15 protein-coding genes are annotated in these 21,203 nt (G+C 60.1%); 7 read left to right on the top strand and 8 right to left on the bottom strand.

Going from position 1 to position 21,203, the window contains the following annotated elements:
• On the top strand, positions 1-1,125 hold a 1,125-nt coding region (locus tag C8D82_RS11020), incomplete at its 5' end, for a gp53-like domain-containing protein (protein ID WP_207776116.1).
• Positions 1,126-1,170: 45 nt separating this feature from the next.
• Here the strand turns inward: C8D82_RS11020 and C8D82_RS11015 are convergent.
• The 6 genes from C8D82_RS11015 to C8D82_RS10985 all read right to left on the bottom strand — a co-directional run bounded on the left by C8D82_RS11015 (position 1,171) and on the right by C8D82_RS10985 (position 11,265).
• Positions 1,171-3,021: a heparinase II/III domain-containing protein gene (locus C8D82_RS11015; protein ID WP_116884341.1), complete on the bottom strand. Its 1,851-nt coding sequence runs from the start codon at positions 3,019-3,021 to the stop codon at positions 1,171-1,173.
• A 90-nt stretch (positions 3,022-3,111) separates the two neighbouring features.
• The gene (locus C8D82_RS11010; RefSeq protein WP_133245157.1) at positions 3,112-3,762 is read right to left on the bottom strand and encodes a hypothetical protein; all 651 of its coding nucleotides are present in this window, start codon (positions 3,760-3,762) and stop codon (positions 3,112-3,114) included.
• 1,212 nt (positions 3,763-4,974) lie between these two features.
• Entirely contained in the window at positions 4,975-6,156 is a 1,182-nt protein-coding gene (locus C8D82_RS11000; RefSeq protein WP_116884338.1) for a TolB family protein, read from the bottom strand.
• A gap of 12 nt (positions 6,157-6,168) precedes the next feature.
• Positions 6,169-9,435, bottom strand: a complete 3,267-nt coding sequence (locus C8D82_RS10995; protein ID WP_116884337.1) for a hypothetical protein — start codon at positions 9,433-9,435, stop codon at positions 6,169-6,171.
• Positions 9,436-9,492: 57 nt separating this feature from the next.
• A complete protein-coding gene (locus tag C8D82_RS21200) occupies positions 9,493-10,236 on the bottom strand; it encodes a prepilin-type N-terminal cleavage/methylation domain-containing protein (protein ID WP_165833018.1) in 744 nt (247 codons plus the stop codon).
• 60 nt (positions 10,237-10,296) lie between these two features.
• Positions 10,297-11,265, bottom strand: a complete 969-nt coding sequence (locus tag C8D82_RS10985) for a LacI family DNA-binding transcriptional regulator (RefSeq protein WP_116884336.1) — start codon at positions 11,263-11,265, stop codon at positions 10,297-10,299.
• 242 nt (positions 11,266-11,507) lie between these two features.
• Between C8D82_RS10985 and C8D82_RS10980 the strand changes: the two genes are divergently transcribed.
• The 6 genes from C8D82_RS10980 (at position 11,508) to lpxB (ending at position 18,141) form a co-directional block, all read left to right on the top strand.
• Positions 11,508-12,623 carry an LptF/LptG family permease gene (locus tag C8D82_RS10980; RefSeq protein ID WP_133245156.1) on the top strand — a complete coding sequence of 372 codons (1,116 nt, stop codon included), beginning with the start codon at positions 11,508-11,510 and terminating at the stop codon, positions 12,621-12,623.
• A 10-nt stretch (positions 12,624-12,633) separates the two neighbouring features.
• Positions 12,634-14,484, top strand: coding sequence for an ABC transporter substrate-binding protein (locus tag C8D82_RS10975; protein ID WP_116884334.1), 1,851 nt, complete (start codon positions 12,634-12,636; stop codon positions 14,482-14,484).
• A 316-nt stretch (positions 14,485-14,800) separates the two neighbouring features.
• Entirely contained in the window at positions 14,801-15,001 is a 201-nt protein-coding gene (locus C8D82_RS20665) for a hypothetical protein (RefSeq protein WP_133245155.1), read from the top strand.
• Between the two features lie 296 nt (positions 15,002-15,297).
• A complete protein-coding gene (dapB, locus tag C8D82_RS10965) occupies positions 15,298-16,101 on the top strand; it encodes a 4-hydroxy-tetrahydrodipicolinate reductase (protein ID WP_207776115.1) in 804 nt (267 codons plus the stop codon).
• A gap of 14 nt (positions 16,102-16,115) precedes the next feature.
• Positions 16,116-16,970: a DUF4886 domain-containing protein gene (locus tag C8D82_RS10960; RefSeq protein ID WP_116884332.1), complete on the top strand. Its 855-nt coding sequence runs from the start codon at positions 16,116-16,118 to the stop codon at positions 16,968-16,970.
• A gap of 7 nt (positions 16,971-16,977) precedes the next feature.
• On the top strand, positions 16,978-18,141 hold the full coding sequence (gene lpxB, locus C8D82_RS10955; RefSeq protein ID WP_116884331.1) for a lipid-A-disaccharide synthase: 1,164 nt from the start codon (positions 16,978-16,980) through the stop codon (positions 18,139-18,141).
• Positions 18,142-18,186: 45 nt separating this feature from the next.
• On the opposite strand, the gene C8D82_RS10950 is transcribed toward lpxB, so the two are convergent.
• Entirely contained in the window at positions 18,187-19,437 is a 1,251-nt protein-coding gene (locus C8D82_RS10950; protein ID WP_116884330.1) for a hypothetical protein, read from the bottom strand.
• Positions 19,438-19,515: 78 nt separating this feature from the next.
• Positions 19,516-21,069, bottom strand: a complete 1,554-nt coding sequence (locus C8D82_RS10945; protein WP_116884329.1) for a glycosyltransferase family 39 protein — start codon at positions 21,067-21,069, stop codon at positions 19,516-19,518.
• Positions 21,070-21,203: the final 134 nt, after the last annotated feature.

Below are 21,203 nucleotides of genomic sequence, written 5' to 3'. Positions count from 1 at the left end.
AGCGGACTGGTCGACGAGGTCCGCTTGCAGTACATCCCTGATGATGAGATCACTCTGTGGACCGGCACGAGCATTGCGGTACCTGATGCGCCTTACTCCAAGCCGCAGACGGTCGGAGAATGGGGCAAGCTCAACAAGTCCGAGCTGGCGATGAAGAGCGAATTGACCGGCAAGGTGAACCAGAGCGAACTTGCCGCTTACCAGAAGAAATCCGAAGCTTTCAGCGGCCAATATTCCGATCTGGCCGGGAAGCCGTCGACCTTTCCACCCGCGGCGCACACCCATACCATTGCAAATGTGACCGATTTGCAGGCCACCGTGAATAAAGCTCACGAACACGCCAACAAAGCGGCATTGGATAAAATCAGCGAGACAGGCGGCAAACTGGCCTATGGCGGTACTGCCGTAGGCGGAGTTTCCAGCTGGACGGAACTGGCCGATAAGCCGTCGACGTTTCCGCCCGCGGCGCACTCTCATACCATCGCGAATGTGACCGATCTGCAGACGATGCTCAACAGCAAGGCGGCTTCCGTGCATGGACATGCGGTTGCCGATGTGACCGGACTGCAAAGCCTCCTCGATGGCAAGGCCGCGGTCGGACACACACATGCCGCCGCCGATGTGACCGGACTGGCGACCGCGCTGGCGGGAAAGGTATCTTCGGTGAACGGATTGACTCCGGATGACTCCGGCGCATTGGTCCTTCCGCAGGCCACTTCCGGCGCGGCCGGGCTGATGGCGGCGGCAGACAAGCTGAAGCTGGACACATTCACCAACTATACAGAAAAATCCGGAACAGAAAACTCCGGATATATCCGATTTCCCGGCGGGCTGATCATGCAGTTCGGAAGCAAGGAAGTCCTCACGCCCGAAGCCTTCGTTTCCGGTTCGATCGTGTTTCCCCGTTCATTTGTCGACAAACCGCTGAGTGTTACAGCTTCCGTGGAGATAGACAATCTGACCAACGCTCCCTTCGCGATCTCGCTTTACGCGCCTAATACAATCAGCGTTGTATTCTCCGGTCCCATCGTCGGCCTGCCCGACACCCTCGAAAAAATCGTATTGCACTGGATGGCAATTGGAATTGAAAACAAACCGCCGACGAATCCATCTTCCGGAGTGTGATGCTCCGCACGCGGAAGTTCTGCACAATCCGTAGCCGGACCGGCATTACCGGTGTCCGGCCGGGGTTCTCCGCGGAAGCGGCGTCAGCGTCACCGCCCACTCCAGCTTGCCGTCGGCGGGAGCCGGCACGGCGAAGCGGATCATCCGGGCGCCGGGATTCGGCGAGTCATACGGTTGGCGCAATTCCGCTTCCGGCACGACCTGCCAGTCGCCGGGGCTGTTCTTGTCCATCAGCAGCTCCTGTCTGCCGTGGCGCAGCAGCAGCGTCCCGTCCGGACGGATTTCCGGCTCGGCGAAGGTACACATCTGCCACGTGACTTCCGCCCCCGGCGGAAGGCCGGTCAGCCGGTCCCGGATTTCCAGCGCCCGCCCCGGCAGCAATGTCGCGGTGCGGGTCGCTTTTTTCACCACCGGAGTATAAAGAGGCGTCAGGTCCATCTCCGTGGAATTTTCACTGAATTTCACAATGCGGCTCTTCCCTTTCACATTCTGCTGCCGGTTGTCGATCCGCAGGATGTTGTGGCTCTCCGGGCTGAGCCGGAACACTTTCCAGCGGTCGGACCCCTGCGTGGAATCCCACAGCCTGAGTCCGGTCGCTTCGATTTTCGTATAGTTTTCCATGCCGAGATCGACCGCCCAGCGGTATCCCTCCGTTTCGAAGACGAACGAACCGCCGTCCATGTGGCCGTGCGGCCCGGCCGGCGCCCCCGCTTTCAGGCCGACCCACGCCGCCTTTGCGGTACGGTCGGAGCGGTGAACGCTGATCGGCACCAGCGACTCTTTGCCGCTGTAGTAGGCCAATGGCGCCGGACTTTCCCCTTCCGGAACCTTCAGGTAAAGCAAAGCCAGCGGCAGCAGCCGGTTGCCGCCCTTTGCGACCGAACGGGGCCGCGCCTCTGAAGCATGCGCCAGCAGCTTTTTCATCTCCGTGTCGAACCAGTCCGGCCGGTCGAATTTCCGGGCCAGCCAGACCGTTGCAAAAGAAGCGCCGCGCGAATTCACGCAATCGGCATAGTTGAACGGTTTCCCGGTCGGACCGGTCGTGGCCAGGATGAAATCCCCGGTCTTATCGAAGCCGGGCTGTGCGGAAAGCCCGAAGTCTTCGCCGAACGCCCCGTCCAGCAGCGCCAGCAGCACCGTGGTGAATTCGGTGCCGTATCCCCAGTACATCGGCCCTTCGGGATAAGCGCCGTTCGGAAAATAGCTGGCCTTCATCGAACGCGGCAGGTTTTCCACTGCCCGTTCGATCGTCCGGCGCGCCAGCTCCGGCTCCCGGTCGGCCACCGCCAGCGCGCCGGCCACCATTCCGGCATGGCAGACCGCGTTCCAGTTGTTGGTTCCCCGGACCCACCCCTGTTTCCCCTGAAACGACGGCTTCAGCCCCTTGTCGATGATCGCCAGCTCAATCGCGGAGCGCTGCTCCGGCGTCAGCAGTTCATACAGCCAGTCATAACCGACGGCGACCGCCAGCGTCATTTCACCGACGTCGAGAAAATGCGAGGGATTCCAGTCGGAATAGGAGGCGGCATTCAGCATCTCCCGGATCGCCCGGTCGGCATATTCCCGCTTCCCGGTCAGGCGGAACGCCACCGCCAGCGTATTGACCCGGTACAGCACGTTACGCGAAGCCGACAGCAGCCGCCGCCCGATCATCTCCCGCGGCTGGGGCGGATAGCCGAGGATCAGCTCCGCGTCATGCCGGATTCGAGCCGCCAATGCCTGTCCGGCCGGAGCTTGCGCATTCTGCTTCAACGCGGCGAATTGCTCCCGGCCGACCAGCAGCCGAGGATGGGAGGAGGAGAGCCGTTCCATAGGGATACCGTCCTTTATTCCGGCGATCGCGCCAAGCGCCCCGGCCACAGTCAGCAGCAGCGCGAATTGTTTGATCTGGCTCATTGTCAAATCTCCGGGAAATCAGTTGTCGTTTCAGGAAATGTACCACCGGAGCATGAAATTTCCACCCCCCGATCCGGATTTTTCCCGATTTCAGTCCCGGAACACGAAAGCCCGCTTATCCACCCAGAAAATATCGTTATCCCGGACCTGTTCCCAGTGGTTTTCCGCGACATGACCATCCTGAAATGCCGCGTTCAGCGCCGTCCGACTCCGGTGGCGGTAGGGGATCGCGAAGCTGCCGGCCGCTTCCCCCGTTTTCCAATAGTTGCCGCGCGGATCGGCGAAGCCCTTCGAAAGCCGGGCGTTCAGGCCGTCCGCATAAGCCATCAGGCCGGAAGGCGTCTTGATCCGGCTCAATTTGAATCCGGCATAACCGGACGGGACCTCCCCGCCGGCCTGTTCGGCATTGATTCCGTAAGAATAGGTGATGTTGCCGCGCCGCCCCTGAAGATCGGGTTCCTGAGCGCGAACCGCCTTGCCGCAGGCCATGCCGCGCGGAAAGACCGGATAGGAGGCCTCATATTCCTCGCGGCTTTGATAAAACGCGCTTTCCAGCCCGAGCAGCGAACGGAACAGCGGATTGCCCGGCCAATATTTCCACCACTCCCATTTGACCGCCGGAGGAACCGTGAAATCATCGCTCGCCTGAGCGTATTGGGCATGAGCTGCGCCCAACTGCTTCAAACTGCCCGCACAGGTAATCTCCCGCGCCTGATCGCGCGCCCGGTTCAACGCCGGCAATACCATTCCCGCCAGCAAGGCAACGATGGCGCCCGTGATCAACAGCTCAAGGAGGGTGAAATCAAAGCGCGTCGCCGCTGCATCTGCGTTCTGACGCCGACTCCTTACTAAAGCCACAGCTTAACCTGTCCGTTAAAAAAAAGCATTCAGACTGAAACAAAGTGGTTACCATAAGAAAATAAATATTTTCCGCACGGCAGCATCCAAATATGTTTTACAGTCACAACTATTTGATTACAATAAACTTAAAGATAACAGACACAATATATCCGAAAATCCGTGTCCTGTCAAGAAGGAAAACACGGATTTCCTGTATTTCACGCCATGTACAAGTTTCTTGAACCGGGATTTCGCCTTTGGCGACCAAGGCGCTTCGCCCTTGGAACCCGACCGGCAAGGTGCCGGCGCCGAATACTTGAGAGTCGGGAAAACCGGAACGGTTTTCCCTCCGGGTGGGGGGAGCCCTGATGGAGACGGGCATGGAGCGTACAGGAGCGGCACACCGCTCCGGTCGGCGCAAAGCCTGCTTTTTTGCAGGCTTTAGGCACTCCCTGCGGTGAGCTGCCGCCGGAGGTCACGCTCGGAACCTCCAGATGCTGACCGGATGATGTGAAGTTACCCTCGTGGAGGCTGAACTCTGCCTATCCTCATAATACAGGCAAGGTTCAGTAAGGCTCGTACTCAAAGATATGCTTGCCTGTAATATGGCAATTGTATTGTTGTCTGATCTCGTCTTGCCTATCCCATAATACAGGCAAGGTTCAGTAAGGCTCGTACTCAAAGATATGCTTGCCTATGATATGGCAATTGTATTGTTGCCTGACCTCGTTTTGCGTATATCGGCAGATAAACTCTTATCAGCCTCCATCAGAGTATCTGTCTATTACCCGGTCAGCATCTGGCCGTTCCGCGCGTGACCTCCGGCGGCAGCTCACCGCAGGGAGTGCCCGGCGTCGGCAAAAAAGCCGACGCGGTCGCCGACCGGAGCGGTGTGCCGCTCCTGTACGCTCCATACCCGTCTCCATCAGGGCTCCCCCTACCCGGAGGGAAAACCGTTCCGGTTTTCCCGACTCTCAAGTATTCGGCGCCGGCACCTTGCCGGTCGGGTTCCAAGGGCGAAGCGCCTTGGTCGCCAAAGGCGAAATCCCGGTTCAAGAAATTTGCACAAGGCGTTATTTCAGAAGGAACCCGAAAGGATGATCAGAGAGGCGGTCACTCCAGCTCCAGCAGATAGATTCCGCGCCGGCCATCGTGGATGGAGTCGACCGTGACCCGTTTGCCGTCCGGGCTCCAGCGCGGATGCAGGTCGCACCGGACTTCGACGATGGTTCCCGCCGGCTGTTCATGGCGGAAACGGCCCAACAGCGTGCAGCGGCCGGTATCGGCTTCGATCAGGTGCAGTTCCTGAATGCCGCCGGCCGGATAGCTGTCGGAGAGCAGCCGCTTTCCGTCCGGCGAAAAGACCAGATGGGACATCCGGCCATGTCCGGGCGAAAGCCGTTCCGCCAGAAAGGGGCGACGGGATTCGTCGAACACCACGACCTCATGCCCCGTCCCGCGCCAGTCGGCGTCGACCAGCACTTCGCGCGGCGTCCGCCCCCAGATCTGATGGGAGATGCGATTATGCCAGTAGACCTCCGGCAAGACGCATTCGGCGTCCTCCCCGGAGAGGCCGCAGGTATACATGAAAGTCTGCCAGCAGCAGCCGGTCATCCGCGCCGGGTCGGCACACTGGCGGAAGAGCCAGAGCAGCCGGGTCGAATCGCAGTTGAAGATCGCATGGTTGAGCCAGACATAAGCCTGTTCCGCGCCGTAGCGGAACGGATGGCGTTCGAGCATGGTCCGGTAGCTGACGATCAGCCGGGAAACGCCGGTGCCGAGGTCGATCAGCCACAGGCCGTCGGCGTCGGGATCGGCGGGATGACGCTCCGGGGGGACGGGGGTGTCGGCGTAGCTGTAGCCGCGCCGCGGAATCCGCCCGAAATTCAGAGACACCCCATATCGCCCGTCCGGCGAAATCGCATAGATGGGGCGTTCATACCGGCCGACGACGCCTTTGCCGATCTGAAAAATCCGGGCGACCGGCTTTTGCTCCTCCGGGTCGAAATCGTTGTAGATGAAGCAGTCCGGCCGCCGCGGCAGGAAAAGTTCCATGCTGCCCTGCTGGTGACACCAGCACCGGGTGCGGGTCAGCGGCTCGTAACCGCCTTTGCCGTCGAGCAGGCCGATTTCGGCGGTCTCGCCGGGAAGCGGCAGCCGTTCGCACTGCGGCGCCTTCAGCGTCAGGTGGCGGCTGCCGTCGCAGTTCCACGGGTTGCGGTCGTAGTAGCCGAAGAAGTAGTGGCCGTCGTCCGGCGTGATCTTCTTCCATTCGTATTCGGGATGGATGCGCATGTTCTCTTTTCATTATTGATTGACAGGGGTTAATACATAGCCGAGATTGCCGCCCGGCAGCAGGTCGGTGGCAATCCGGAAAGAGAGCACGCCGTCCCGATAGGAGGTTTCCAGCGGTCGGTCAGCCGGAGTACCGTTCAACTGCAGCGGGGTGACTCTCATTTCCTGTGGAAGTGAGAGCTGTACTTCCGCACTGCCCTTTTCCAGCATTTGCGGCAATTTTCCCCAACTGCGCAATACCCGGCGGGAATCATCGTCGAATTGAAGCTGATCGTTGGAAAGGTCGGTCAGGTGAGAGAGCAGCAGTTTTCCGCTCTCCGTCAACGGTCGTTCGTCCAACGACTGCAGGGCGACCGTCTGGTAACAGTTCATCTTACTGACACGCATCACCTTACAGGCTGCATCGCCGGTTCCGGTCACGACTTCGCTGCGGGGAGTGACGATGCGCAGCTGGTTGCGCTTCTTATCCAGCGTAAGTTCGCCGGTCGAAGAGCTTACAATCCCCGTTTTACCGAGCGTTTCCAAAGCATCGCGGGCCGGTTGGGGAAGCGACCTTTCCCAGCCGTTTTCCAACGGATCGACCTTGAGCACGCCGGCCCGGTCCGTTTTCTCCGGCAGGGTGCCGATGCGTCCCCACAGACCGAGCCGGGAGAAGGCATCCGGATAGGCACCCGCCCGCGAGTTGCCGCCAACTCGCCTGATCTGTTCCGGTTTGAAGGAGAAAGCGACGGCGGATTCGGCGGGACGGACGTCGCCGCGTACGAAGAGCAGATACATGATCCGTTCCGCCATCTGGGCCTGAATGTTGTTCACAATGTCGAACTGGCTGAGAACCCGGTTTACGTTCCGCATGCCGGGTTTGCCGTGCGACCAGGCGAAGCGGTACAGTCCGTCCCAATCCTGCAATGCGGCATAACCGCCGAACACGGTCGGACATTCGACCCTGTAAGTATTGGGCACGCAGAAATTGAACTCCGTCACAGTGAACGGCTTGCCGAAAATCCGCGTGGGCATCAGCAGACGCGGGCTGGCGGCTTCAAGTGAAATGGCGGACTGGTTCCGGAAGCAGAAAGGATAATTCCACCGCTTCATTGGAAAGCTCGGATGATCCCAGTATTGATGATTATCCACCAGATCCAGCTTGGAACGTAATCCGGCAAGCGTGAACTGGTGCTGATGGTTCAGGTCGGTGATCAAGGCTTTCAGTTTCAGCTCGTTGCGCAGGAAACGCATCTGTTCGGCAATACAATCGGCCTGAAGCTGTTGCAGGAATTCTATGAACAGACCGTTTTCTCTGACGTTATCGTCCGGCTGCGGCGTCCCCGGCTGTTTCAGATACTCCCGGAAACGTTTGCGGATGATCTCCGCGGCGGCGCGGGAGGTGCGCACACTGTCCCATTCCGTGATCAGAGTGTTTTCATTAACCAGGTTCAGGGCGTACAACGCCGGATCCTCGGCCATCGTCATGCCGGTATAGGGATTTTTCGCGGTCAGGACCCGGCGTGCGAACTCCTTCCAGTTCTCCAGTGCAGCGGGACTGATGCAGACGAGGTTCTTCATGCTGAATTCTCCGGTATTGTCGAATTCCGGGATGTTGTCGCCCGCCTTCAACCTCCGGCTTGCGTAAAGATCGATGCAGAGATAAAAGCCGCGTTCCTTGAGCCGTGCGAACAGATAGTGGAGTTGATCGAGCTTGACCGGATCGATGGTCAGGGAGTCCTGGGCTTTCCGGTCAAGCAGATCGTTCTCGAAGTGATGGAAACGGATTGTATTATAACCGAGCCGTTCCGCTTTTTCGATAAAATCCTCAGCAGTCTTGTGATCGAGGTAGTTGGCAGTACCGACCAGATTCGGGCCGAAAAGACGGATCCGCTTTTCCGGAGCGTTTTCAAATACCAGATGCCCTTCCCGGTTCGCGACAATACGTCCGTATTTCCCGGCGGGCATGTCGCGGAAACCGGAGAAATCAAGCGGAGAATTCGCCGCAGTTTTCCCGTCGAACCGGATCGGCAGCCAGCGCGGTCCCGCTTCAACCACAAACGCCTGCCCCTTGACCGGGAAACGCGCCCGTCCGTCGGCCAGTGCGGCTCCGGCAATCATCCAGACGCCTTTTGCGCCGGTGAATTTCAACATTCGCGGCGTCCCCTTCAGCGGGAAACCGGAAAGATACAGGCCGACCGCCGCCGACGGAACTTTCCCCTGCCATGCGACGAACGCATTGGAGAAATTCACCGGCTGATACCAGTTCCCGCAATCCCGTCCGGCGACCACCGGCAGTTTTTCGCGGGAGCCGTCGGCATAACCGATTTCAAGCGTTCCGACCGGCTGCGGAAACATCGGAGTCCAGGCCGAGGCGTGCAGCAAATACAAATGGGAACTTTCGGCCGTTTTCGGAGTGACTGGAAGCTGTGCCGTCTCTCCCTCCCGGAGCACCAGACACGCTTTGTCACCCGCTTCGACTTTGATCCTGATATTATTGAAATCATGCATCCCGTTCCTCAGCGAGCGCAGATCCATTTCCGGTCCCTGATCAGTCCAGCCGCCCTTACCGTCTCCGGCGACCTCATCATGAAACGCGCGGTTGAAAACACCGGAAAGATCGACCGGCTCGCTTTTCACGTCGAATCGGGAGAAGTCTCCTTCAAATTCCAATTCGAGTTTCCAGTCCCGGATCGAATCCGGCATTTTCTCCGCCGGCATCAGCCGCAGCTGATAATAGTTGCCGTTCGCGTTTACGAAGTTTCCGGCCACTACCGCGCGAAACTTCCCGCGGATGGTCAGTGTGCCGAAACGGTCCGTGACCGCCACCTGCTCCGCCGGGGCGTCGAACACATTCTTTTTCCTTACCTGATCGGACATTGCGACCGGTTTGCCGTCAACGGCGACGGTCACACCGGATTCATACGGCAGATTGAGCGCGCCGAAAAGCAACTGACACGGCACCGGTTTCTCCCCGGCCTGCAATTGCATCGACCAGGAGAAGCTGTCGCGTCCCGTTCCGGTGACGGTTTCCCGCAGCCGGAAGCCGTCGAATTTCCCTTCCAGCTCGAAAGTTCCGGCCTGCCGGCGTGGAAATCCGGGGGCAATCCGTACTTTCCGCTGATCGGAAGGCTTCCAGTCCGGCGGTGCGAATCGGGACACGGTAAATTCATACCGGGTGTCGATCATCAGACTTCCCCGGTCTTTCACATACAGAAATGCCGGAAAATCGGCTGCGCCGATCACAGCCGGCAGTGCCATCCCGGCAAGCAGCAGTTTGCATTTGTCGAACAATCTCATTGATTTCTCCCTGATTCTGTTATCATTGTCTGAAGTTCAGCGAAAGCTCCGTCTTTCTCAATAGTACCCGGTTGGATTCGTCTCCACGTCAGTGGCCCACAAGTATCCCCCTTCATTTGTCTGGTTGTTCGGAATCTGGTCGTATTTCATCAGTTTCGAATGACCGTCGACAAATGTGATATTGGTGCCGATGCTGTTTCCGTGGCGCCAAATTCCGCCGTTTTCAATGATTACGCCGCGATAGTGGGCGGAGCAACCGCGCCAGGTGGCGGTGGTTCCACGGTCGATATCCATAAACGCCGCCCGTGCAGAAGCGTTTCGGATTTTGGAGATTTTACGGTCGATGATTGTCGCTCCGGCGGTGGTGGGATATTCACTCGACGCGAAGCCCCGGTTGTTGATTCCGTAATGTCGATGTCCCATGTAATCAATAACCATCTGATCAGCTTGCGCAGGACACAAAAATGGTGATTTCCTGTTGCTCTTCAGCCAGCACCAGTCGACAGCATCCTGATCTTTGACAGAAGAGCTGTCAATAAAGCTCGCATAGAGCATATCCTGCCACTTCCCTTTTGCGGTACCGTTTTTCCGTCCCCAGTTGGAAAGGGCATTGGGGATCACATCGTTATTCTGCTGAATATACATAAGCAGATATTGTCCGACCTGCTTCTGGTTGGAGAGACAGGAGATGTCCCGTGCTTTTTCCCGCGCCTTGTTCAGCGCCGGCAGCAGCATCGCTGCGAGAATCGCTATGATCGCTATCACTACAAGCAGCTCAATAAGGGTAAATTTTGGCTTCATCCTGATTCTCCGTTCCGGTTATTAGGTTGTTAATTCGTATAAACACGGGAGCAAAAAATTTTACGCCGATTCGCGAACCACCTGACGGCAGGCGATCGAAACGAAACGGTGATGATCCGGGTCGGCAAGGGCCGCCAGCAGTTCACCGACCAGCGCATCGGTGATTTCGCGGCGCGGCTGCTCCACCGTGGTCAGCGCGGGCGTGAAATAGCGCCCCGCCTCGATGTTGTCGAATCCGGCCACCGCCAGTTGCTCCGGCACCCGGATTCCGGCCTCGGAGGCGGCGCGCAACGCACCGATGGCCGTTTCGTCGTTATGGCAGAACACCGCGTCCGCCCGCGGCTGTTCCGCCAGCAGCAGCCGCATCATCCGGTGCCCGTCCCCCATCGCGTCGGCGGCGAAGAGCACCAGCGCCGGGTCCACCCCGATTCCGGCTTCCTCCAGCGCGGCGCGATAGCCGCAGAAACGCGGTTCATCCGGGTTCGAGGCCCCGATGAAAGCGATCCGCCGCCTCCCCCTGCCGATCAGGTAGCGGGTCATCTCCATGCCCGCGCTGCGCCGGTCCGGCAGCACCTGGCTGACTTCGGCTTCGAGCGGAGCGTCTCCACCGTAAAAGACCAGCGCGATTCCGGCTTCGCGCAGCGGCAGCAGCACCTCCGCCGCCGAACCGATCGCCACCACCCCGGCCACCTGCAGCTGCTTCAGGTAACCGGCGACCGAAACCAGCTCCTCCCGGGATTCCGCGCAGCACAAATAGAGCAGATATCCCTGCGGCAGCAGTTGCCTTTGCAGCTCCTGAAACAGTTCGGCGTGGAACCCGTGCCGCAATGACGGGAACACCGCCCCGATGATGTTGCTCCGCCCCCGCCGCAGCAGCTGTCCGGCGAGGTTCGGACGGTAACCGCAATCATTGACCAGCTTGCGCACGCTGTCGCGCAGCGCCTGCGAGATCCGGGGCGAGCCTTTCAGCGCCATCGAAACCGTCGCCTGCGACACGTTCAATTTCAGTGCGATGTCTTTTTGCGTCATGATTGCCTTCCCGCTTTGCTTATACGTATATATTATGAATCAGAAGCGGCCGTTTGTCAAGAGGGGCGGAAGAAAAAACGGAAATTTTTTCTTCATTCCGCGCCCTGCCGCCTCCGGTCCCGGCGGCCGAACGGTGAAAAACGGCTGAAAAAGAGGCATCGTATTTGCCAAATCCGGTTTTTGAATGTATCTTAACCGGGAATATTCCGGATTTCAACCGTTTTACGGGCAAAGACAACGCAATGAAAATTTTAAACTGGTATGTGACCCGCGGCTTTCTGCTCGCGTTCTTTATGGCGATCGGCATCCTGACCTTCGGCATGACCGGCGCGAACCTGGTCAAGGTGCTCGACTATGTGTCGCAGGGGATCAGCTTCTTCACCTTCTTTGAATTCACCCTTTACATCCTGCCGATCATCCTGACCTTCACGGTGCCGTGGGCGGTGATGGTGGCGGTGATGCTGGTGTTCGGCCGGCTTTCGGCGGATTCCGAAATCACCGCGATGCGGGCGTGCGGGGTGTCGATCCTGCAGATCGTGTCGCCGATCCTGATCATCACCTTCTTCCTGATGCTCTTCTGCCTCTATCTGCAAGTGGAAGTCGGGCCGCCCCTGCTGGGTAAATCCCGGACGCTGATGCAGACCGCCGCGATCAACCAGCCGCTCGCGATCTTCGAGCCGGGCAAGCAGATCGAATTTGAAAACACGATCATCTATATCGACGACAAAGAGGGCGAGGACGGAATCAAGGGCGTGCAGATTTACACGCTTTCCGACCCGCAGACGGTCGCGCAGGACATCTCCGCGGAGCGGGGCAAGCTGCTGGTCGACAAGGAGAAGCAACTTCTGATCGTGCGTCTGTTCGACTGTCTGGTCGTGGACAAGAAGGGAGCCGCGGAGCAGCAGCAGGACGGCGACGCCGGAATGCCGACCCGCTTCTTCACGCAGCAGCTGGAATTCAGCTTCAACTACGGCAAGCAGGCCAATGAACGCCGGATTTCGACCAAGGCCAAATATATGAAGCTGACCGACCTGATGGGCAAGATCCGGCTGACGAAGCAGCTGGAACGCGACACCACCGAGCTGGAAGTGGAATTGAACCAGCGGATCGCCTTCGCGCTGTCGCCGATCGCGTTTCTGCTGCTCGGGCTGCCGCTGGCGATCCGCACCAGCCGCCGGGAAACCTCGGTCGGACTGTTCCTGAGCGTGATTCTGGCGGGGGTGTTCTTTTTGTCGATCATCCTGTGCGAGTCGCTGAGTTCGTTCCCGCACCTGTATCCGCAATATCTGCTGTGGCTGCCGAATATCATCTTCCAGATACTCGGGGCGGTGATGACCTACCGGATTTCACAACGGTGACGGAGAAGATATGAACAGCGGCGGTTACATCAAATTCATCCTGACGCTGATCGCAGTCCTGATCGCCTGGTTCGGCTATCTCGCGATTCAGTCGGTGGACCGGCTGCGGACCAGCAACCTGAAAGTGGCGGAGAAGCTCGACGCGCTGAATGAGAAGATCGCTTCGGGGGCGATGACAGCGGCAGCACCGCGCGTTTCCGCCTCCCCCGCAGCCGGAAACGCCGAAGTGGCCAACCGGGAGTTCTTCGACCCCGCCGCGGTGCGCGGCGGGCGGCTGATCCAGACGCTGCAGGCGGACCCGCCGAACCTGAATCCCTATATTTCGGGAGAAAATACCGCGATGTCGCTTTACGGGCTATGCACCAGCACGCTGGCCGAGCGCAACTGGGCCGCGCCGGAGGAGTTCCAGCCGATGCTGGCCGAATCCTGGACGATTTCGCCCGATCACAAGACCTACCGCATCAAGCTGCGCAAGGGGGTGATGTGGCAGGACTTCACCGACCCGGTCACCGGCAGGGAGTTCCGCAACGTCGAAGTGAAGGCGGCGGATTTCAAGTTCGCGGTCGATGTGGTGAAGAATCCCGACGTGAACTGCGAGCCGCTGCGAGGATACTATCAGGACCTCGAATCGGTTGAAATCGTCAATGACTACGAATTCGTCGTGAAGTGGAGCAAGGCGTACTACGGCTCGCTGGCGATCACGCTCGGGCTGTATCCGCTGCCGCGCCACTACTACCACGATTATCCGGGGCCGTTCGACGGGAAGAAGTTCAACGACGACCATGTGCGCAACTCCTTTATCGTCGGCTGCGGCCCCTACCGCTTCATCCGCTGGGACCGGGACCGCCGGTTCGTGTTCCGGCGCAACGAGAACTACTGGGGCATCCGGTACGGCACCGGTCCGGCGCTGGAATATCTGGTGTACGATGTGATCAAGCATCCGAACACCCGTTTTCAGGCGCTGACGGCCGGCGATGTGGATCTGTTGAACCTGACCCCGGACCAGTGGGTGACCCGCACCGATATCCCGGAGTTCCGGGACGGGCGGCTGAAAAAGTACAAATATCTTGAGCAGATGTACTCCTACATCGGCTACAACGAGCGCAATCCGCTCTTTCAGGACAGGCGGGTGCGGCAGGCGCTGACCATGCTGACCGACCGGGAAAAGATCAGAAAGGACATCTACCGCGATCTGGCGGAGATCGTCACCGGGCCGTTCCATCCGAAAAGCCGGTATGCGGACCCGTCGATCAGGCCGTGGCCTTACGACCCCGCCGCCGCGAAAAAGCTGCTGGCCGAAGCGGGCTGGAAGGATGCCGACGGCGACGGCATTCTGGAAAAGGACGGAAGGAAGTTTTCATTTACGATGCTTCAGATCGCGACCAGTTCCACACAGGTGCGGATGATGCCGCTTTTGAAAGAGTCGTTCGCGGCGGCGGGGATCGATATGAAAATCCAGAATGTGGAGTGGTCGGTCTATCTGCAGCGGCTCAACGAGCGCACTTACGATGCGTGCTGTCTGGCGTGGACGAGTCCGTTCGATCCCGATCCGTATCAGGTGTGGCATTCGAGCCAGGCGGATGCGCCGACGGGCAGCAATCACATCAGTTATAAGAATCCGGAACTGGACAAATTGATCGTGGAATTGCGCGGAACGTTCGATATGAAGCAGCGGGTTGAGCTGGCGCACCGGATCGCGGCGATCCTGCACGAGGACCAGCCGTACACCTTTTTGTTCGCGCAGTACGCTCTGGTGGCGGTTTCGGGCCGATACCGGGATGTGCGGGTGATGCCGATGGGGATCAGTACGGAGACGTTCTGGACGCCGAAGGCGGAGCAGAAACAGGTTCCGGGCCTTTAAAAAATTAAAAATTAAAAAAGCCGCTTTAGCGGCGTCGCCACCGGCAGCTTGCCGGGCTCGGTCCAGCGGAGAAGCGCTGGTCGGCTGCTGTCGAGCTGCGCAGGCGCAGCTCAGAAGCAGCCGAAATGCAAGGTCCGCGAATGCGGACCGCAACCGGAACAGTACCGCCCGGAGGAGCGCGCGTTGCTCAAAAAGCGCGAAGCAATTTTTGAGCAGCGGTTCAGAGCGCGGAGCCGCTGCGAGGGGCGGCGACAACGGATGGTAATTGCAGACGCGGCCATGCGGGAACGCGAGCTTCCGGCGGCGATCTGTAACAATGAAGAACGGACGGAGAGATACTTGTTGGAGAGTGGCGCGAAGCGTCTTTGGCCGGGCGATATTCTGGTGTGATGCCGGAGAGCAGGGAAAAACAGGCAAGGCGGATGCGGCTTTGCTGTGGTTTTCGGTGGCCGTAAAGGTGATGGCGGCGGCAACGCGCTTACCGCCGGAAACAAAAATTCGCGTTGCTTATTTTTGATTCCGGCAAGCGCTTTTGCGCGGGTGGTATTGGCGCGGGGCGGTCGGCTCTTGCCGACCTTACATTTCGTCTGCTTCTGAGCTGCGCCTGCGCAGCCCGACAGCAGCCGACCAGCGTTCCGCCGCTGGACCGCGTCCGGCAAGCTGCCGGGGGCGACGCCGCTGAAGCGGCTGTTATTTTAAATTTTTTATTTTTGGGAGAGCTGGACCGCGTCCGGCAAGCTGCCGGGGGCGACGCCGCTGAAGCGGCTGTTATTTTAGATTTTTTTTATTTTTTATTTTCAGGAGAAAGAGTTTATGATTCGTACCATCGTCATCGGCGCTGCCGGCCGCATGGGCCGCCGCCTCGTCGCCAACATCATGGCCAGCGAAACCCTCACCCTCGCGGGAGCGACCGAATTCGTCGAATCCCCGCTGCTCGGCGAAGATGCCGGTCTTGTCGCCGGCTGCGGCCCCGCCGGCGTCAAGATCACCGCCAACCTCGAAGAACTTGTGAAAAACGCCGACGCCGTGATCAACTTCGCAACCGCCGGTGTGGTGGAAAGCACCAAACTCGCCGTCGCGAACGGCTGCGCCGTCGTGATCGGCACCACCGCGCTTTCCCAGGCCGAGAAAGGACAGCTGGCCGAACTGGCCGACAACGGCGGCCGGATCGTCTCCTCCTACAATATGAGCGTCGGCGTGAATCTGCTTTTCAAGCTGGTCGGCGAAGCCGCCCGCACCCTCGGCCTCGACTACGACTGCGAAATCATCGAAATGCACCACAACCAGAAAAAGGACGCCCCCTCCGGCACCGCCGTCCGGCTCGCCGAAGTCGTCTGCGAGGCGCGGGGCTGGAATTACGGCACCGACGTCCGCCACGGCCGCGAAGGGCTGGTCGGCGCCCGCACCAGACATGAGATCGGCATGCACTCGCTGCGCGGCGGCGACGTGGTCGGCGACCACACTGTGATCTTCGCAATCGACGGCGAACGGGTCGAGCTGACCCACAAGGCTTCCAGCCGCGACACTTTCGTGAAGGGCGCGCTGCGGGCGGTGGAGTTCCTGCACAACGCCCAGCCCGGACTGTACGACATGCAGGACGTGCTCGGTCTCAAATAACAGGAGGAGTTCTGATGGACGCGCTGAAAATTCTCACCATCGGCAACAGCTTCACCGACAGCCTGACCCGTTATTTCAAACAGGTGGTCGAATCGGCCGGCTGCGGCCTGACCTTCGACCGCGCCAACTTCGGCGGCTGCGAGCTGGCCCGCCACTGGAGCTACGTCGAAGCGGAAAAGAACAATCCGCTCTGCCGCGTGTATCAGGGCGGCAAGCGGCTGTGCGACATTCTTGAGCGGGAACCGTGGGACATCGTGACCATCCAGCAGGCCAGCCATGACAGCTGGCGGCCGGAGACCTTTCAGCCCTATGCGGACAACCTGATCGGCTACGTCGGGAATCATGCGCCGCAGGCGGAGGTGGTGATCCAGCAGACCTGGGCCTACCGCGCCGACCATCCGCAGTTCCTGCCCGGCAGCCCGTGGGGAATCAGCCAACAGCAGATGTACGACCAACTCACCGCCAACTACCGCAAACTCGGCGCGGAGTGCCGGCTGCGGATCATCCCGACCGGCTTCGCGGTGGAGCTGACCCGCCGGAACGGCAAAGTGAAGTTTCAGAATTACGATCCGGCGCTGATCGACACCCTGAACTGGCCGGACCTGCCTCCGCAGGCGGGCGACGTAGTCGGCAAAAGCTGGTGGGACAAGAATCCGGCGACCGGCGAGCTGAAAATCTGCCGCGACCTGATCCACCTGAATTTGCGCGGCGAATATCTTCAGGCGTGCGTGTGGTTCGCGTTTCTGTACAACCGGCCCGTCTCCGAGGTGAAGTTCGTGCCGGACGAAATCGGCGGCGGCGACGCCGCTTTCCTGCGCGAAACCGCCCAGCTGGCGGTCGACACGTTCCAGCCGGAAGAAAAGAACTGAGTCTGCAATGGGAACTGCGAAAAAGATCTGGATTCTCTCCGGCGAAGCCTCCGGCGACGTCTACGGCGCGAAGCTTGCGCGCGAACTGCGCCTGATCGCCGCCGAACGCGGCGAAACCATCGAAATCGCCGGAATGGGCGGCCCCGAAATGCGCAAGGCGGACATCGATATCCGGGTGGATTCGACCGAGCTGGGCGTGGTCGGGGTGATCGAAGTGCTGAAACACATCTTCACCTTCATCGGGATCTTTTTCCGGCTGGTCGGACAGGCGAAGCGGGAACGGCCCGGAGCGGTGGTGCTGATCGATTATCCGGGCTTCAATCTGCTGTTCGCGCTGATGATGTACCGCCACCGGATTCCGGTGATCTGGTACGTCTGCCCGCATCTGTGGGTATGGGGCAAATGGCGGCTGCCGGTGCTGGCGAAAATCTGCACGAAAATGCTGGTGATCTTCCCGTTTGAAACGGAAGTGTTCGCCCATACGAAGCTGCGCACCGAATTCGTCGGGCATCCGCTGATCGACATCGTCGCCGACCGGCGCATTCCCGGCGTCGAACGCAACCCGGAGGATTTCCTGCTGCTGCCGGGAAGCCGCACCATGGAGATCAACTTCCTGCTGTATCCGATGCTCGATACCGTAACGGAACTGGCGAAACGCCATCCGGAGCTGAAATTCCACCTCTCCGCGCCGCGTGAGAAGATCGCCCGGCTCTGCCGGGAAAAGTTCGCGGCATACCGCCGGAAGCATCCTGATGTCCCCGAAGTCGAAATCACCTGCGGCGACACCAGCTTCTGGCAGCAGCGCGCCGGAACCGGTCTTGCCGCCAGCGGCACCGTGACCGTCGAATCCGCGATCGCAGGGCTGCCGCTGGTAGTCGGCTACAAGCTCAACTGGATTACGATCCTGATGGCGTCGCTGGTGGTGAAGCTCTACCGCGGCTTTTTCACGATGGTGAACATCATCGCGAACCGGGCGGTGTTCGAGGAGTTCCTGCAGCACCGTTTCGCGCCCGGAAAACTGATTCCCGCCGTCGAACGCATACTGCCCGGCGGCGAACGCCGGGAGGAGGTGGAGCGGGGCATGGCTGAGGTCAGGCAGTTGCTGACGCCCAACAGCTCCAGCGCCGCCCGCCAGGCGGCGGAGGCGTGCTACTCGGTGGTCGCAGACTGATTGAAAACACGGGCTTTTCCGGCATATCGGAAAAGCCCGTACTGTTTACCGCCGGAACCGGCCGCTGCGCTCCAGCTCGTGGCCGGAGATGGTCGAACGCACCGGGATTTCACGGTATCCTGTCCGGGGCGGCGGGGAGACCGGCCGCGGCTTCAGCTGCTGCTGGAACTGCTGCAGCGGCGAAACCGGCCTGGGCTGAGGCTGCGGCTGCGGACGCGGCGGAGGATTGGGCCGGTCTGGTCTGTCGGGCCTGTCGGGTCTGTCCGGCCGGTGCGGTCTGTCGGGCTGATCCGGCCTGTCCGGCCGATGGCCCGGATGAGGCGGACGCGGCGGAGGAGGTCCCGGCCACGGCGGCCGTGGCGGTCTCGGCGGGCGGGGCCGCCACGGATGGTAATTCCGATACCAGTATACCGGCCAGTAACTGCCGCCCAGATAATAGGAGTAGCCGTACCCTTTGTAATCGATTCCGCTGGAGTTGTCGGCCGCCGAAGTCTGCTGCTGCGCATCGGCGACGCTCTGGTCGGGAGGCTGGGCGGCCTGCTGCGCGTCCGGGGAGGCGGGAGTGTTGTTCAGCGCGAATTCGCTGTAGATATCCAGATAGATATCGAGCAGCTCCCGCGCCGCCTCCAGCGAATCGCAGAAAACCGGCAGCTGGTTTTCCCCGCGCAGCCGCGCTTTCAGCCCGGTCGGGTAGATGAAACCGGTCCACGGCCGCCCTTCGGCCAGCTTCACATCGTGGATCATGATCATACCGGGCAGCTTCTCGCGGGTGCTCTGGTCCTCCAGCACCCGGACCACCGTGCCGTTCCGGGCCGGTTCGACGGTGCTGACGGTCACCGCGCGGCGGCCGGCGGTGAGCACGTAATCGAGATCGTCCGGATTGATTTCGATGTCCTTTCCGGCCAGCCGGCTTTCGATGCTGCGGCGGATCCGGGCGAGTTTTTCCTCCTCCGTCTCCTCCCGCGGCGGCAGCGCTGCAAGGTCCTCGGAAGTGCCGCGCGCAAGATCGATGTTCTTATATTTTTCAATTCTGGCCTGATACTCCGCCGCCGCTTTCGGGTCATAGTGGAACTTCTCCTGAAGCTCCGGCGTCAACTCGGACAGGTTGAGGCCTTTCAGGGCCACATGCCCGTCTTTCACATAGCTGATGTCGATCATCGACGGCGTCAGTTGTTCCACCGAGGCTTCGGGAAACACCTGTCCGTCCCTGGTCCTGATCTCCATCGGCGCCCATTCATACGCGAACAGCGCAGCGGCCGCCGCCATGAGTGCAACGATTCCGGCCGGATATTTCATTTTGAGCCTCCTGATAGTTCAGATTTCAAAACTGACTATAACCGTTTTTCCGGCAATATCAAGGGGATTTGCCGGAAATTACGGTTTTTGCGGCGGCAGAAAGGCGGCTTTCAGCCGGAAAGGCGGCGTTTTTCCCGCGACGGCCCGGAACCACGGCGCGACGGCGCGGCCGAATTCCAGCTCGGGAAGATGCACCAGCCTCCCCTGATACGGCTCCAGCCAGCCGGGCGCCGCATCCGCCGGCCATAAAAAGACCGCCCCCTCCCGGTCGACCTCCGCCGGGTCGATCCACTGGCTCAGCGCCACGTCTGCGTCGAAGTACGAGACCGGCATATCCGGCGAATAGAAGGTCAGGTTGCACGCCTCGCGCCGCATGCCGACCGCGTATTTGAGCGGCCGGTTGTAACGCCTGCGCCACTCGGCGGTCAGGTATTCGGCGGACTCCCGGCCCGGATAGGTGTCGTAGGCGATCCGCTTTTTCAGGTAGGGCCGTTTCAACAGATATTCATAACCGAACACGATTGCAAAAATGACGGAGAGGACCGTGAAGAAGATCAAAAAGAGCTTCAGCCGGAACCGCCCCGGCTCCGGGCGCATCAGCATCACCAGGAACACGCCGGAGGCGACGTAGTACGGCGTGGTCCACGACGAGAGCACCTCGCCCCCGGTCACCGCCGCGAACAGCGCCGACAGCGCGGCGGGGCCGAACGCCGCCAGCGACAGAAACCACACATCATACTTGGAAGCGATCCTTTCGCGCCCGCGTCGGAAAAAGAACAGCACCGCCGCAAACGGCAGGATCAGCCGCGACGCGAAACCGAGCAGCAGCTCCAGCGGCCGGGTCAGGTGGCTGAGGAGGGTGATCTCCTGATCCAGCTCCGCCCGCTGCGCCGCATAGCGGAACGCGATGAAGTCGTTCCGGAACAGCCACACGATGTTCGGCAGCACCAGCACCAGAAACACCGCGCCGGCCAGATAGATTCCCCACCGCTTCCACGACTGCCGCCCTCTGGCGGTGAACACCAGCAGCACTCCGAGCGACAGGAACAGCGCCGCGCCGAGATATTTGGTCATGAAAGCGAGTCCGGCGGCCAGCCCGACCATCAGCCAGTCGCCGATGCGCTGCTTTTCCACCGCGCGGTGGAAAAAGAGGATGAACAGCGCCCACAAACCGATTTCGATCACGTCGTCGTTGAACTCGCACGCGGAGTGCGAATGGTACGGGATCAGCAGCATCAGCAGCACCGCCGCCAGCGCGTGAAAGCGGCTCCGGAAGATGTCCAGCCCCAGCTTCCACATCGAAACCACCGCCAGCAGCACCGAGCATTGGCTCAGGAAGTAGCTGACGCACTCGGAGGGGATCAGCCGGTAACTCCAATAGGTGAGCCAGGCGCCGAAGTAGGGATTCTTGTCGTAGCCGAACTGGAAATGCTGCCCCCACGCGACGTTCTCCGAAACGTCGATGAAGGCGTTGCCGACGCAGAGCGACGGAAGCAGCGTCCACAGCACCAGCCACCCCGCGGCAAGGATGTAAAAGATTTTTTCGAGCCTGCCCTCGTCGGGACGGGAGCCGTCCGCATCAAGAAAGGCTTCAAACGAGGCGTACAGTTGCTTCCAGAACACAGTTTTCATAGACCACACGGTTGCAGGTTATAAATCGGGACGATTTTTGATAATTTATCATTCCACGCCCGCTTTTTCCAGCCGATTTGCGCCGAAACGGATTGCAAATCCCCGAATCGGTGCTAGGATTATCTGCCTGAACA

The sequence above is a fragment of the Victivallis vadensis genome (assembly GCF_003096415.1).
Taxonomy (GTDB): domain Bacteria; phylum Verrucomicrobiota; class Lentisphaeria; order Victivallales; family Victivallaceae; genus Victivallis; species Victivallis vadensis.
Note: the sequence above shows the minus strand (reverse complement) of the source record. Positions and strands in the feature narration are given on the sequence as shown.

Bases quoted from the DNA above. Each gene is read 5' to 3' on its own strand.
- C8D82_RS11015 (WP_116884341.1), bottom strand. From the start codon at position 3,021: ATGAGCCAGATCAAACAATTCGCGCTGCTGCTGACTGTGGCCGGGGCG.
- C8D82_RS11000 (WP_116884338.1), bottom strand. From the start codon at position 6,156: ATGCGCATCCATCCCGAATACGAATGGAAGAAGATCACGCCGGACGAC.
- C8D82_RS10995 (WP_116884337.1), bottom strand. From the start codon at position 9,435: ATGAGATTGTTCGACAAATGCAAACTGCTGCTTGCCGGGATGGCACTG.
- C8D82_RS21200 (WP_165833018.1), bottom strand. From the start codon at position 10,236: ATGAAGCCAAAATTTACCCTTATTGAGCTGCTTGTAGTGATAGCGATC.
- C8D82_RS10985 (WP_116884336.1), bottom strand. From the start codon at position 11,265: ATGACGCAAAAAGACATCGCACTGAAATTGAACGTGTCGCAGGCGACG.
- C8D82_RS10980 (WP_133245156.1), top strand. From the start codon at position 11,508: ATGAAAATTTTAAACTGGTATGTGACCCGCGGCTTTCTGCTCGCGTTC.
- C8D82_RS10975 (WP_116884334.1), top strand. From the start codon at position 12,634: ATGAACAGCGGCGGTTACATCAAATTCATCCTGACGCTGATCGCAGTC.
- C8D82_RS20665 (WP_133245155.1), top strand. From the start codon at position 14,801: ATGAAGAACGGACGGAGAGATACTTGTTGGAGAGTGGCGCGAAGCGTC.
- dapB (WP_207776115.1), top strand. From the start codon at position 15,298: ATGATTCGTACCATCGTCATCGGCGCTGCCGGCCGCATGGGCCGCCGC.
- C8D82_RS10960 (WP_116884332.1), top strand. From the start codon at position 16,116: ATGGACGCGCTGAAAATTCTCACCATCGGCAACAGCTTCACCGACAGC.
- lpxB (WP_116884331.1), top strand. From the start codon at position 16,978: ATGGGAACTGCGAAAAAGATCTGGATTCTCTCCGGCGAAGCCTCCGGC.
- C8D82_RS10950 (WP_116884330.1), bottom strand. From the start codon at position 19,437: ATGAAATATCCGGCCGGAATCGTTGCACTCATGGCGGCGGCCGCTGCG.
- C8D82_RS10945 (WP_116884329.1), bottom strand. From the start codon at position 21,069: ATGAAAACTGTGTTCTGGAAGCAACTGTACGCCTCGTTTGAAGCCTTT.